Annotated in this window: 11 protein-coding genes; all 11 read left to right on the top strand. The window is 50.8% G+C overall.

Going from position 1 to position 13,315, the window contains the following annotated elements; genetic code table 11:
• Nucleotides 1-141 precede the first annotated feature (141 nt).
• Complete coding sequence (asnB, locus tag AC3IX1_RS20660) at nucleotides 142-2,085, top strand: asparagine synthase (glutamine-hydrolyzing) (RefSeq protein ID WP_489385620.1); 1,944 nt, start codon at nucleotides 142-144, stop codon at nucleotides 2,083-2,085.
• A gap of 10 nt (nucleotides 2,086-2,095) precedes the next feature.
• Complete coding sequence (locus tag AC3IX1_RS20655; RefSeq protein ID WP_489385619.1) at nucleotides 2,096-3,232, top strand: glycosyltransferase family 4 protein; 1,137 nt, start codon at nucleotides 2,096-2,098, stop codon at nucleotides 3,230-3,232.
• A gap of 3 nt (nucleotides 3,233-3,235) precedes the next feature.
• Nucleotides 3,236-4,474, top strand: a complete 1,239-nt coding sequence (locus AC3IX1_RS20650) for a glycosyltransferase family 4 protein (protein ID WP_489385618.1) — start codon at nucleotides 3,236-3,238, stop codon at nucleotides 4,472-4,474.
• Nucleotides 4,475-4,476: 2 nt separating this feature from the next.
• Complete coding sequence (locus AC3IX1_RS20645) at nucleotides 4,477-5,334, top strand: dTDP-4-dehydrorhamnose reductase family protein (RefSeq protein ID WP_489385617.1); 858 nt, start codon at nucleotides 4,477-4,479, stop codon at nucleotides 5,332-5,334.
• Nucleotides 5,335-5,366: 32 nt separating this feature from the next.
• Nucleotides 5,367-6,377, top strand: a complete 1,011-nt coding sequence (locus tag AC3IX1_RS20640; protein WP_489385616.1) for a polysaccharide biosynthesis protein — start codon at nucleotides 5,367-5,369, stop codon at nucleotides 6,375-6,377.
• Complete coding sequence (gene wecB, locus AC3IX1_RS20635) at nucleotides 6,370-7,497, top strand: non-hydrolyzing UDP-N-acetylglucosamine 2-epimerase (RefSeq protein WP_489385615.1); 1,128 nt, start codon at nucleotides 6,370-6,372, stop codon at nucleotides 7,495-7,497. The genes AC3IX1_RS20640 and wecB overlap by 8 nt, the downstream gene beginning before the upstream one ends.
• A 20-nt stretch (nucleotides 7,498-7,517) precedes the next feature.
• Nucleotides 7,518-8,480 (top strand): UDP-glucose 4-epimerase family protein, encoded by a 963-nt coding sequence (locus AC3IX1_RS20630; RefSeq protein ID WP_489385614.1) that lies wholly within the window; start codon nucleotides 7,518-7,520, stop codon nucleotides 8,478-8,480.
• Nucleotides 8,481-8,544: 64 nt separating this feature from the next.
• On the top strand, nucleotides 8,545-9,570 hold the full coding sequence (locus AC3IX1_RS20625; protein WP_489385613.1) for an MraY family glycosyltransferase: 1,026 nt from the start codon (nucleotides 8,545-8,547) through the stop codon (nucleotides 9,568-9,570).
• 103 nt (nucleotides 9,571-9,673) lie between these two features.
• Entirely contained in the window at nucleotides 9,674-11,668 is a 1,995-nt protein-coding gene (locus AC3IX1_RS20620; protein ID WP_489385612.1) for a polysaccharide biosynthesis protein, read from the top strand.
• Nucleotides 11,669-11,780: 112 nt separating this feature from the next.
• Nucleotides 11,781-12,116: a ComEA family DNA-binding protein gene (locus AC3IX1_RS20615; protein ID WP_489385611.1), complete on the top strand. Its 336-nt coding sequence runs from the start codon at nucleotides 11,781-11,783 to the stop codon at nucleotides 12,114-12,116.
• A gap of 386 nt (nucleotides 12,117-12,502) precedes the next feature.
• Nucleotides 12,503-13,297, top strand: coding sequence for an SDR family NAD(P)-dependent oxidoreductase (locus tag AC3IX1_RS20610; protein ID WP_489385610.1), 795 nt, complete (start codon nucleotides 12,503-12,505; stop codon nucleotides 13,295-13,297).
• The last annotated feature ends 18 nt before the right edge of the window (nucleotides 13,298-13,315 follow it).

Below are 13,315 nucleotides of genomic sequence, written 5' to 3'. Positions count from 1 at the left end.
TGCGCTATGGAAGGCTGCTTGATCGGCCAAAATGACGGTCTTCGAGCTTTGAATGGATGCTCAGTTGTTTCATGTAGTATTATAAAAGTCTTGGATTGTTTAACTTAAGGTTGAACTGTACTTTACGGATTGGTGCTTCTTATGTGTGGGATAGCCGGTATTGCAACTTGGGTTTCAGGATGCAGTGTTAGTAAGATAGCTGAAAAAATGACCTCCCCAATTTTTCACCGCGGGCCAGATGACTTTGGTGTGTGGGAGGATAGTCGGTACGGTGTAGCGTTCGGGCACCGACGTTTAGCTATTTTGGATCTCACTCCACTCGGTCATCAGCCGATGGTCTCTCCTAGTGGGAGATATACCATTGCATACAATGGTGAAATATATAATTTTTTAGAAATTAAGGCAGAGCTTGTTGAGTCAGGTTTTTCTGTTGCGTGGAAGGGTGGCTCAGATACTGAAGTATTGTTAGCCGCTGTCGAATGTTGGGGGCTGGAACTGACGTTGCAACGTTTGGTTGGTATGTTCGCGTTTGCGTTATGGGATAGCGAAAAGCAATCGATAATTTTGGCGCGAGACCGAGTTGGTGAGAAACCTCTATATTATGGGTGCGTTGGTGATAAGTTTGTATTTGCTTCTGAGTTGAAAGCAATTCACTCCGTATTTAAAGACAACTTGGAAATTGATCGGTCAGCACTTTCCCAGTTTGTTAGATTTGGATATGTGCCCGCGCCAAAGTCTATCTATACTGGTATTAGTAAGCTTAAGCCCGGGCATTATGTTTCAATTGAATCATCTTCTGAACTACCAACCCCTCGTTCATATTGGCATATTAATACGACAGGGCAACGAGAGCTTACTCGCCAGCTAAATACAGCGTCCGAAAAAAGCGTTGTAAATCTTACCAATGAAAAATTGTTGGGCGCAATTAAGTGTCAGATGGTCTCTGATGTGCCTATTGGAGCCTTCCTTTCGGGGGGGATCGACTCCAGTTTGGTCGTTTCATTGATGCAAGCTCAAAGTGTTAAAAAAATAAATACGTATACTATCGGGTTTGAAGAAAAGAGTTTCGACGAGGCTCCTTATGCAAGGGCTATCTCAAAGCATCTTGGAACTGAACATACGGAATTGTATGTGGGGGCGAAAGATGCACTTCAAGTAATTCCTGATTTACCTGCGATCTATGACGAGCCGTTTGCCGATTCTTCACAAATCCCAACGGTACTTGTTTCCAGGTTAACTAAAGAGCACGTCACTGTCGCATTGTCCGGTGATGGTGGTGATGAACTTTTTGCGGGTTATCCAAGATATCAGGTTACTTCCGAATTGTGGCGTCGCATGGAATTGATGCCTTTGCCATTGCGTCGATTGGCAGCTCACTCACTGAGGGCTCTTTCTTCAAAGAGTTGGGATGGTGTTTGTTCTTTTTTTCCTGCCGGAGTTCGTAAGAAAGTCAACGGTCGTCGTATTTACAGAATGTCTGAACTATTGACTTCTGAGCGGTTAGCCGACATGTATACTGGATTGATGTCGCAGTGGCAGCGTGTAGATAACTTGGTTCTGGGGGTTGACAGTTTTATGCAAGATGCTTCTCCGTGGGAGGAAGGAGCTGATTCCATAGAAGAGATGAGACGTTGGGATTTTGGCCAATATCTGCCTGATGATTTACTGGTAAAAGTTGACCGGGCAGCCATGAGTGCTAGTTTAGAAACGCGTGCACCACTTCTTGACCACAGAATAGTAGAGTTGGCCTTTGCTCTACCCACGCATCACTTGATTAAAAATGGAGTTGGCAAGTGGCCTCTTCGGGAAGTACTTAAACAGTATGTCCCTGCTTCATTCTTTGAAAGACCCAAAGCGGGTTTTTCTGTTCCACTAGCGGAATGGTTACGAGGTGAGTTAAGGGAGTGGGCTGAAGAGTTGTTGGATGAACGTAAACTTGAAAGTCAAGGGTATTTTGACAGTAAGAAGATACGTCTAATTTGGTCCCAGCATTTACACCAGACTTATGATAGGAGTCTACATTTGTGGAATATTCTGATGTTTCAGGCTTGGCTTGAAAATCAGTCTTCAGTACATGTCGGGTAATTAAATAGATATGAAAATTATTGTTAATGCATTCTCTGCTCGTCTTGGTGGGGGGCGGACTTACCTGCTTAACCTTTTTGCGCATATGCCGAATTTTAGTGGTCTGGAAATTTTGGTATTTGCTCCGAAGGACCTTGATCTACCTGCTCATCCAAGCATTCGGCGCATAGAGACTGCCTGGCCCACCGAAAACCCTATTTTGCGAACACTTTGGGAAAAACTGATACTTCCTCGGGTATTAAAGGCAGAAAATGCTGATGTTCTATTCTGCCCTGGTGGCGTAGTGTCTACCGTTCCTCCGAAGGGATGCAAGGTAGCTACGATGTTTAGGAATATGATCCCGTTCGACTCCCGCGTGCAGCAAAGTATTCCGTGGGGGCTTCAGAGAATCCGTGTATGGCTCCTCAATAGAGTTATGTTGAAGAGTATGTCTAATGCAGATTTAACGATTTTTATCTCTGATTATGCCAGAGGTGTAATAGAGTCGCTTACCAAAGTAAAAAATGCAGTTACAATTCCCCACGGAATTGGCTCGGTGTTTAGAACACATGGTAAAGTTGTTCCTCGTCCTGATTTTATTTCTGCAAGTGAATATATTTTATATGTCTCAAGGTTTGATATTTATAAGCATCATTTTGAAGTTGTAAGTGCATACGGAAAGCTTTCGCAAGAGCTACGTGATCGTTTCTCATTGATTCTTGTTGGCGAGACTAATATGCCCGAAGCGGAGCGGGTGAGGTCGCTGGTTAAAGATCTTGGTCTAGATGGGCGAGTTTTGCTTTTGGGCGCCATTCCCTATCAGGGCTTGCCTCCATTGTATCACCACGCCTATCTTAATCTATTCGCCTCGTCTTGCGAAAACTGCCCAAATATACTTTTAGAGGCACTTGCTTCGGGCCGGCCAATGATATGTTCTGACGTCATGCCTATGCCAGAGTTCGGTGCAGAAGCGGCTCTTTATTTCTCTCCCTTTGATTCGGAGAATATCTGTAGCGTATTGTCCAAGGCGTTAAGCAGTCCTGAGGTTTTAAGCGATTTGTCAGTTGCTGCGATTAGGCAAAGCGAAAAATTTGACTGGGCAGATACCTGTAGAAAGACTTGGCATGAGTTGTTAGCTCTAAAGCCAAGCTCCGGAGAGGGTAATTAATATATGAAAATCCTTGTAGTCTCTCAGTATTTTTGGCCAGAGTCTTTTATTATCAACGACCTGGTTAAAAATTTGGCTGCTCAGGGGCACACTGTTCAAGTTTTAACTGGCAAGCCAAATTATCCTGAGGGTATGATTTTTGATGGTTATTGCGCCGCTGGATATGTTGAGCAGAGCTATGAGTCCGATGTGACTGTATGTCGCGCGCCGCTTCGTGCTCGCGGGGTTTCAGGAGCAAAGAATTTGTTCCTAAACTATTTGTCTTTCGTTTTTAACGGCCTTAGATATTACCCTCGAGCTGTGAAAGGTCAGTATTTTGATACGATCTTTGTATTTGCGCCATCACCCATAACATCGGTTATTCCTGCGATATATTTAAAGTGGAAGCTTAAGAGTCATTTGGCTGTTTGGGTGCAAGATCTGTGGCCTGAAAGCTTAAGTGCTACTGGGTTTGTCAGTAATAAATTTGCGTTGCGACTTGTTGGATATATGGTGAAGGGCATTTATTCCTTTGTCGATACTCTTCTCGTTCAATCGCAGGCGTTTCGGGCTCCCGTATCAAAGTACGCTAGTTTAGATAAAATTATCTATTATCCGAACTCATATCAGGAATTATCTTCCGATCTACAAGATACTCGAATCCCTGAGGAGTTGCTTGCTGACCTTGATGAAAATTTTTGTCTCGTTTTTGCCGGGAATTTAGGGACGGCGCAGTCAGTCGAAACAATCGTTGAGGTAGCGGAGAAGCTAAAGCATCTCGAAGGACTGAGGATAGTGCTGGTTGGTAGTGGTAGTATGTACAGCTGGATCGAGAGTCAAAAGCAATCGAGAAAATTGGACAATCTTGTCCTTGCTGGCCGTTTTCCAGCTAGCGAAATGCCACATTTTTTCAGTCGTGCCGAAGGTTTATTGGTGACGTTGAAGCAGGATAAGGCGTTCTCCTATACCATTCCCAGTAAAGTCCAGGCTTATCTGGCGGCAGGACGGCCGATCATCGCTGCCCTTGATGGCGAAGGTGCCAGAATCATAGAGGAGGCCAAGGCTGGTTTTACCAGCCCCGCGCAGGACTCTGAAAATCTGGCCAGTCGTATAGAGCAGCTCTTCCATATGGATTTGCGTGAGCGCGAGCGTATGGGACGGTCAGGGCGGGAATACTACCTTGAGCATTTCGAAATGGGCCGCCAGAGCCAGCGTCTGGTCGAAATTCTCGGGAACAGGATCAACGAATTGAAGGGTATTTGAAAATGAAAGTTCTCGTCCTAGGTGTTACCGGAATGCTGGGCAGCGCAGTATTTCGGTTGTTCCACGGTGATTCGAACCACGAGGTGTGGGGCACCTTACGCAATCCGGGAGGTGCAAAGCACTTTTCAGAAAGCGCCAAAGGTTCGTTAATCGGTAATGTAGATGTACTTGATCAGGATTCGCTTGTCGCTGTGCTGGCGCAGGTCAACCCGGATGTTGTGATTAATTGTGTTGGGTTGATCAAGCAACTGGCGGACGCAAAAGACCCCCTTTCAGCCCTTCCTATCAACGCTATGTTACCGCATCGCATTGCAAAGTTGTGCGAGCTATCTGGCGCTCGTATGATCCATATCAGTACAGACTGTGTTTTTTCCGGTCGCAAAGGCTTGTATACCGAAAGTGATATCTCCGATGCCGAAGATCTTTACGGAAAATCGAAATATATTGGCGAGCTTCATTCCGCTCCCAACGCGGTAACTCTTCGAACTTCGATTATTGGTCATGAGCTAGGTAGCCAATATTCGCTCGTTGATTGGTTCCTTTCGCAGAATGGTACGGTCAAAGGTTATGAGAAGGCTATTTTCTCAGGGCTCCCTACTGTGGAACTTGCACGCGTTATTCGCGATTTTGTAATTACAAACTCAGGGCTTAAAGGGCTGTACCACGTTTCTGTGGATCCAATTGATAAATTTTCACTACTTCAATTAGTTGCGAAGGTTTATGATAAAGAAATCGATATCATTGCTGATGTCAGTGTTTCTATAAATCGTTCGCTGGACTCTTCAAAGTTTCAGGCTGCGACAGGCTATATTCCGCCATCCTGGTTGGAATTAATTAAGTCAATGCACGCACAACGCTGATTGCTGGGTTTAATAAGGTTTTGGAGGTGGCTATGTTTGATAATAAAATTTTGATGATTACCGGTGGAACTGGCTCGTTTGGCCATACCGTATTGAAACGTTTTCTTGATACAGATGTAAAAGAAATTCGCGTCTTCAGTCGTGACGAGAAAAAGCAGGAAGATATGCGTATTGCTTTGTCAAACGACAAAGTGAAATTTTATATCGGTGACGTGCGTGATCGCGATAGCCTGGCACAGGCGATGGTTGGCGTGGATTACATTTTCCACGCCGCAGCCCTGAAGCAGGTGCCTTCCTGCGAGTTCTACCCGATGGAAGCCGTGCGTACCAACGTAATGGGTACCGAAAACGTGTTGAATGCGGCCATTGCTTCGGGTGTGCAACGCGTTGTCGTGCTCAGTACCGACAAGGCTGTTTATCCGATCAATGCGATGGGTATTTCCAAAGCCATGGCTGAGAAGCTAATGGTTGCCAAGTCGCGGATGATTCCGGCGACAGGTCCGGTGATTTGCGCTACCCGCTACGGTAACGTCATGGCATCCCGTGGTTCGGTAATCCCGTTGTTCATCAATCAGCTGCAGAGCGGTGAGCCACTGACCGTCACCGACCCGAACATGACTCGCTTCCTGATGTCGCTCGAGGATTCCGTTGACCTGGTACTGCACGCGTTCGAGCATGCCGAGCAAGGTGATATTTTCGTTCAGAAAGCACCTGCCTCGACAGTGGCGGACCTGGCGCAAGCGCTCAAGGAGCTGTTCGCTCGTGACAATGCCGTCAAGGTCATTGGTACCCGCCATGGCGAAAAACTTTACGAGTCGCTGATCTCCCGTGAAGAAATGGCCAAGGCCGAAGACATGGGGCGCTACTACCGTATTCCTTCGGACAATCGCGACCTTAACTACAAGAAGTTTTTTGTTGAGGGCGAACAGGAGATTTCCGATCTCGACGATTACACCTCCCACAACACCGAGCGCCTCGATGTAGAGGGCGTGAAGAAAGTTCTGTTGAATCTGGAATACATTCAGGAGCAACTTGATGCTTAAGGTCATGACGCTGGTTGGTACGCGACCAGAACTTATCAAGATGAGCCGCGTTATTGCCGAGCTTGATAAGCAGGTTAATCATGTATTGGTTCACTCGGGTCAAAACTACGACTTTGAATTGAATCAGGTTTTTTTCGACGATCTTGAAATTCGTAAGCCTGATTACTTCCTGGGTGCTGCCGGCGATACCGCTGCCAAGACCATCGCCGAAGTAATCTCCAAGGCGGATGAAGTATTTGAGGCCGAAAAACCTGATGCGCTTCTACTCTACGGCGATACCAATACCTGTCTGGCCGTCATTGCCGCCAAGCGCCGCAAGATTCCGGTGTTCCACATGGAAGCCGGCAACCGCTGTTTTGATCAGCGCGTTCCTGAAGAACTGAATCGCAAGGTGCTCGATCACCTCAGCGATATCAATATGGTCCTGACCGAGCATGCCCGGCGTTACCTGATCGCTGAAGGGATTCGTCCTGAAACCATCATCAAGACCGGATCGCACATGGAGGAGGTGCTCGACTATTACATGCCGAAAATCCTCACTTCCGACGTGCTGGCGCGAGAAGGCCTGGAGCAGGACAAGTTCTTCATTGTCAGCGCTCACCGTGAAGAAAACGTCGATACGCCGGAGAACCTTCGCGATTTGCTCAAAACGCTGCGAGCCCTGGCCGACAAGTACCAGTATCCCATTATCGTTTCCACGCATCCTCGTACCCGCAAGCGCCTGGAAGCGATCGGTGAATCGCTGGACCACCCTCTGATTCGTTTCTCGAAGCCATTCGGTCTGCTCGACTACATCCAGTTGCAGATGTCGGCGTTTTGCGTGCTGTCCGATAGCGGCACCATCACTGAGGAAGCCTCTCTTCTGAATTTGCCTGCCATTACTATTCGTAATGCGCACGAGCGTCCGGAAGGGATGGATGAAGGCACGCTCATCATGAGTGGCCTGAAAGTGGAGGGCGTTCTGGATGCCGTGCGTGTGGTGACGAGCCAACATGATCGTACCCGGCGTGTTATCCCAGTCGTGAGGGATTACCAGGCAGGTCCTGTGTCGAAGCAGGTAGTTCGGGTCGTGTTGAGTTACACCGACTACATCAATCGTACTGTCTGGTCGAAATCCTGAGCGTCGTCGAGGTTTGAAAAATGCGTGTTTTGTTGACAGGTGCTACGGGTTTCGTTGGTCGCGCGGTATTGGGTCGTTTGGCGGCCTCTGACGATCTGGAACCGGTGGCAGCCATTCGTGGGCACGCCTTGCCTGACTGTCCGTCGCGCGTTACTACCGTTCGAACCGCCGGGCTCAGTGCTGATACCGATTGGTCGCAGGCGCTGGATCAAGTGGAGGTTGTCATTCATGGCGCGGCTCGCGTTCACGTCATGAATGACACCGAATCCGATCCGCTGGAGGCGTTTCGCAAGGTGAATGTCGAAGGCACGCTCAGCCTCGCTCGGCAGGCTGCCTCATTGGGTGTTCGTCGCTTTGTGTTCATCAGTTCGATCAAGGTGAATGGCGAAGGTACGCCGCTCAATCAGCCTTACTTCGCCGACGCGACACCCGCGCCAGGCGATCCGTATGGCATTTCGAAAATGGAGGCCGAGCAGGGGCTGCGCGAAATTGCGGCCGTCACCGGGATGGAAGTGGTGATCATCCGTCCGGTACTGGTTTACGGCCCGGGCGTGAGAGCCAACTTTCTGAACATGATGCGTTGGCTGGACAAGGGAATACCCTTGCCATTCGGGGCTATCCATAATCGGCGCAGCCTGGTCGCGCTCGACAATCTTTCTGATTTGATCGTAACCTGCGTCCGTCATCCGGCCGCCGCCAATCAGACCTTTCTCGTCAGCGATGGGGAGGATTTGTCCACGACACAATTGTTGACGCGGATGGCGCAGGCATTGGGTCAACCTGCTCGCTTGTTACCTGTGCCAAGCGTGTTGCTTGAATGGGGGGCGCAGCTTCTGGGCAAGCAGGCTTTGTCGCAACGACTGTGCGGTTCGTTGCAAGTCGATATAAGCAAGACTCGAGAATTGCTAGGCTGGGTTCCTCCGGTCAGCGTCGATGAGGCGCTAGTGTCGGCTGCCAACTACTACAAGGAGAGGCAGCGCTAAGCTGGCTTATGACAGTGCCGGTTCAATTGCAGAGTTGATTTTGGCTGTTTCAGGAAGTTGACCTTTGAACACAATATGGTTGTTGGCGTTGGTGGTGGGTGTTTCATTTTTTGGCACAGGTGCATTGCGCAAATACGCATTGGCACGCAGCTTGATAGATATTCCTAATGCGCGTAGCTCGCATTCGGTCCCGACCCCTCGGGGTGGTGGTGTGGCTATCGTCCTGAGTTTTCTGATTGCGCTGCCTGTCTTGGCCTGGACAGATGTCGTCGCCTTGCCGATGGCGCTGGCTCTGCTGGGCGCCGGCGGCTGGATCGCGATCATTGGTTTTCTCGACGACCATGGGCATATTGCTGCGCGTTGGCGTCTGCTTGCGCATTTCGGTGGCGCCATCTGGGCATTGTTCTGGATTGGGGGGATGGCGCCGATCAATCTGTTCGGTCACGCGTTCAGTTTCGGCTGGTTCGGCTATGTCATCGGGGCGTTCTATCTGGTCTGGATGCTCAATCTCTACAACTTCATGGATGGTATTGATGGTTTGGCCAGCATCGAGGCTATTTGCGCCTGTGTCGGTGCTTGCCTGGTCTACTGGATCGCAGGCCACACCAGCCTCGCCATTGCTCCGCTTGTACTGGCGATGGCCGTCTTGGGTTTTCTTGTCTGGAATTTCCCGCCAGCGAAGATTTTCATGGGCGATGCTGGCAGTGGTTTTCTGGGCATCGTGTTGGCGGTGATGTCGCTTTATGCGGCATGGACGAATCCACTGTTTCTCTGGGCCTGGCTCATTTTGTTGGGCGTCTTTATTGTTGATGCCACCTTTACCCTCATTCGTCGGTTGTTGCGCGGGGATAAGGTTTATGAGGCCCATCGCAGCCATGGATACCAGTATGCTTCACGACAATATGGCAGCCATCGGACGGTTACGCTGGCAATAACCGCGATCAATTTGTTGTGGTTAGTGCCAGTGGCTATATTGGTCGCCATGCAGTATCTCGACGGCGTGGCGGGATTGGTCCTGGCCTATGTGCCTCTGGTGTTGCTGGCTTTCAAGTTTCACGCAGGCAAGTTGGAAATCGCTGGCAAGGCGTGATGGACGCATTGGTTTCTGAGTATTGCTTTGTCGGTAAGTGAGTTACCTAAAGCTGTAGTTGCTATATCAATGCTAGGAGCTTCGAGAGGTGTTCAGAGGGGTTATGGATAAGATTCGGGCAAAGTTGTTAAGTCTGCCAAGGCGACATAAACGCATTCTGCAGGTTCTGACTGATATTTCGTTGGTCTGGTTTGCCCTGTGGATGGCGTTTGTCGTGCGTCTTGGGCTGGACGAATTGGTCAACCCGTTCACTCAGCATGTCTGGCTTTTTGTCAGTGCACCTGTGATCGCCATTCCTCTTTTCATCCGCTTTGGCATGTACCGTGCCGTCATGCGTTACTTTGGAAATGACGCGCTCATTGCCATTATCAAGGCGGTGACACTGTCATCCTTGATACTTGGAATTGTGGTGTATTGGTACAGCAATCACCAAAACGTCGTCCCACGCTCAATCATTTTCAACTACTGGTGGTTGAGTCTGATCATGATCGGCGGGCTGCGCCTGGCCATGCGTCAGTACTTTATGGGCGACTGGTTCAGCGCTGCCCAGCACGTGCCCTTCACCAGCCGGGATGACGGCCTGCCGAAAGTGGCTATCTACGGCGCAGGGGCGGCGGGTAATCAACTCGTTGCTGCATTGCGGATGGGGCGCGTCATGCGGCCTGTTGCTTTTATCGATGACGATAGCGGAATCGCCGACAGGGTGATTTCCGGATTGCAGGTGTACAAACCCAAGCACATCCAGCAAATGATTGACAACACTGGCGCTCAGGAAATCCTCCTTGCTATTCCTTCGTCCAACCGTGGACGCCGCCGCGAGATTCTCGGGTTTCTCGAAGGTTTTCCGTTACACGTTCGAAGCGTCCCGGGGTTCATGGATCTGGCCAGCGGCCGGGTCAAGGTCGATGATATCCAGGAAGTAGACATTGCAGACCTGCTCGGGCGTGACGCAGTCCCGGCCCAGGCTGATTTGCTCGAACATTGCATCACTGGGCAGTCTGTGTTGGTCACGGGCGCCGGGGGGTCCATTGGCTCCGAGCTTTGCCGGCAAATTTTGGCGCTGCGCCCGAAGACGCTTCTATTGTTTGAACACAGTGAGTTCAATCTTTACTCCATCTTGTCCGAACTGGAGCATCGGGTGGCTCGAGAGTCACTGTCCATCCGTCTTTTGCCGATTCTTGGGTCGGTTCGTAACCCGAACAAGTTGCTGGATGTCATGAAAACCTGGCGAGTAGACACGGTGTATCACGCCGCAGCCTACAAGCATGTCCCCATGGTTGAACACAACATTGCCGAAGGCGTGCTCAATAATGTGATAGGCACGCTTAATACGGCACAGGCCGCGCTCCAGGCAGGAGTGGCGAACTTCGTTCTGATTTCCACCGACAAGGCTGTGCGGCCAACCAATGTCATGGGTAGCACCAAGCGCCTTGCCGAGTTGACGCTGCAAGCGCTGAGTCGTGAGTTGGCTCCGGTGTTGTTCGGTGATACGAGCAATGTTTCGCGTGTGAACAAAACCCGCTTCACAATGGTACGGTTTGGTAACGTCCTGGGATCGTCGGGTTCGGTCATTCCGTTGTTTCACAAGCAGATCAAGTCAGGCGGTCCGCTGACGGTCACGCATCCGAAGATCACTCGATATTTCATGACCATCCCTGAAGCGGCGCAGTTGGTGATTCAGGCGGGCTCCATGGGGCAGGGGGGAGATGTTTTTGTCCTGGACATGGGCGAGCCCGTGAAAATCGTCGAACTGGCCGAGAAGATGATCCATTTGTCCGGCCTGAGCGTCCGTTCGGAGAAAAACCTGCATGGTGACATCGCTATCGAGTTCACCGGGTTGCGTCCGGGCGAGAAGCTTTACGAAGAGCTACTGATCGGTGACAACGTGGCAGCCACACAGCACCCGATGATCATGACGGCCAACGAGGATCACCTGTCCTGGGATTTGCTGAAGGGCAAGTTGACCGAGTTGCTCGCTGCGGTGGATCAGGACGACTACACGCGCGTCCGCCAGCTGTTGCGCGACACTGTCAGCGGCTACACCCCGGACGGTGAAATTGTCGACTGGATCTACCAGCAACGCCGCCTTGAGCCCTGATTGTTTCATATGCAGTAACGTACACATTTTTGACAGTCCCATGGCATAGCCTACGTTTGGAGAGCAGCTTCGGAAAAGCTGCTTTCTCAAACGACGGCATGGAGCTTCACTTATGCGTACAAGCAGTTTCTACTCTCTGGTATTTGCCCTTCTCACCAGCGCCTCTCTTACGGCAATCGCCGCGCCTGTCAAGGCACCTGAGGTGACGAATGCGCCTCTGGTACAGGATGTGGCCGTCAAGGCGCCATCCGGTAAAGTCGATCTCAATAGTGCTGATGTACCTACGCTGCAACGTGAGCTGGCGGGAGTGGGCGAGGCCAAAGCGAAAGCGATTGTTGCTTATCGTGAAAGTAATGGTGCGTTTGCGTCAGTTGACGAGTTGCTGGAAGTGAAGGGTATCGGCAAAGCGCTTCTGGATAGGAACCGCGACAGGATCGAGGTGAACTAAGGGCGGGACTGAGCGACAAGGGTCGATCATTGATCGGCCTTTGCCTGTAGCGAGAGTTATACCCGGCGGGCCAGTCGCAGTACTTGAATGGTTTGTCGGCTACCCGAAATCAGGCAAAGTACAGGCCCGCGTTGTTCAGCAAGGTCGCCAATCAGGCATCGCTTTCATCGAAACCGTTCATTCCATCGCAGAGCTTCGGTGCGGTTTTGCGTTCATTCAGGGTCTACTCTCTCATTCTGGCCGGGTCATCAACGAGAGCCGACTGCTCCGCGGGAATGAAAAATTACGATTATCATATTACGTTTGAATTATGCGTATAATAAATACCGTTTGCGCCAAAGTGCCTCGGCGTCAGGCGTCCTTCAGCATTCTTCAGGAGTACCGTCATGAATTCAGTTCAGTCCCAAGGTACGGCCCTCGTCACCGGCGCGTCTTCCGGTATCGGGGCGGTTTACGCCAAGCGGTTGGCAGCCCGTGGTTTTGATTTGTTGCTGGTGGCTCGCGACGAGCAGCGACTGGAGGCGGCGGCGAGCAAGCTGCGCTCGGAGCATGGGATCCAGGTCGAAGTGCTGAAGGCGGATCTGACCCAGAAGGAAGACGTGCTGCAACTCGAACAGCGGCTACGCAGTGATTCAAGTATCAGTCTGTTGCTCAATAACGCCGGTGTGGCGGCGGACGGGCTATTGGCCAATGCCGATACCGATCAACTGGAGCGAATGATTCAGTTGAATATCACCGCTGTCACACGATTGGCGTCGGCGGCAGCGGCCAGTTTTACCAAGGCCGGGCGCGGCACGATCATCAATATCGCTTCGGTGGTGGCATTGTTTCCCGAGCGTTTCAACGCGACGTACAGCGCCAGCAAGGCCTATGTATTGAGCTTGACTCAATCGTTGAACGCCGAGCTGAATGGCACCGGGGTGAAGATCCAGGCTGTGCTGCCGGGTGTGACACGTACTGAAATCTGGGAACGCTCCGGTATCGATGCGTCGCAAATTCCTGCGGAAATGGTGATGGAGGCGGGTGAGATGGTCGATGCTGCGTTGTCGGGTCTGGACCAGGGGGAACTGATCACGATTCCTTCGTTGCCCGATGCGGCGGATTGGGAGGCGTTCGTGGCGGCGCGTCATGTGATGGCGCCTAATCTTTCCAAAAGCAAGGCCGCTGCCCGTTATCGGTAAGCGCCATCTATCGGCTTG

This window comes from Pseudomonas sp. KH_046_2 (assembly GCF_057838985.1).
The sequence above is the reverse complement of the archived record's forward strand: the minus strand, read 5'-3'. Positions and strand labels throughout refer to the sequence as shown.

Coding starts and splice junctions, on each gene's coding strand:
- asnB (WP_489385620.1), top strand. CDS start 142: ATGTGTGGGATAGCCGGTATTGCAACTTGGGTTTCAGGATGCAGTGTT.
- AC3IX1_RS20655 (WP_489385619.1), top strand. CDS start 2,096: ATGAAAATTATTGTTAATGCATTCTCTGCTCGTCTTGGTGGGGGGCGG.
- AC3IX1_RS20650 (WP_489385618.1), top strand. CDS start 3,236: ATGAAAATCCTTGTAGTCTCTCAGTATTTTTGGCCAGAGTCTTTTATT.
- AC3IX1_RS20645 (WP_489385617.1), top strand. CDS start 4,477: ATGAAAGTTCTCGTCCTAGGTGTTACCGGAATGCTGGGCAGCGCAGTA.
- AC3IX1_RS20640 (WP_489385616.1), top strand. CDS start 5,367: ATGTTTGATAATAAAATTTTGATGATTACCGGTGGAACTGGCTCGTTT.
- wecB (WP_489385615.1), top strand. CDS start 6,370: ATGCTTAAGGTCATGACGCTGGTTGGTACGCGACCAGAACTTATCAAG.
- AC3IX1_RS20630 (WP_489385614.1), top strand. CDS start 7,518: ATGCGTGTTTTGTTGACAGGTGCTACGGGTTTCGTTGGTCGCGCGGTA.
- AC3IX1_RS20620 (WP_489385612.1), top strand. CDS start 9,674: ATGGATAAGATTCGGGCAAAGTTGTTAAGTCTGCCAAGGCGACATAAA.
- AC3IX1_RS20615 (WP_489385611.1), top strand. CDS start 11,781: ATGCGTACAAGCAGTTTCTACTCTCTGGTATTTGCCCTTCTCACCAGC.
- AC3IX1_RS20610 (WP_489385610.1), top strand. CDS start 12,503: ATGAATTCAGTTCAGTCCCAAGGTACGGCCCTCGTCACCGGCGCGTCT.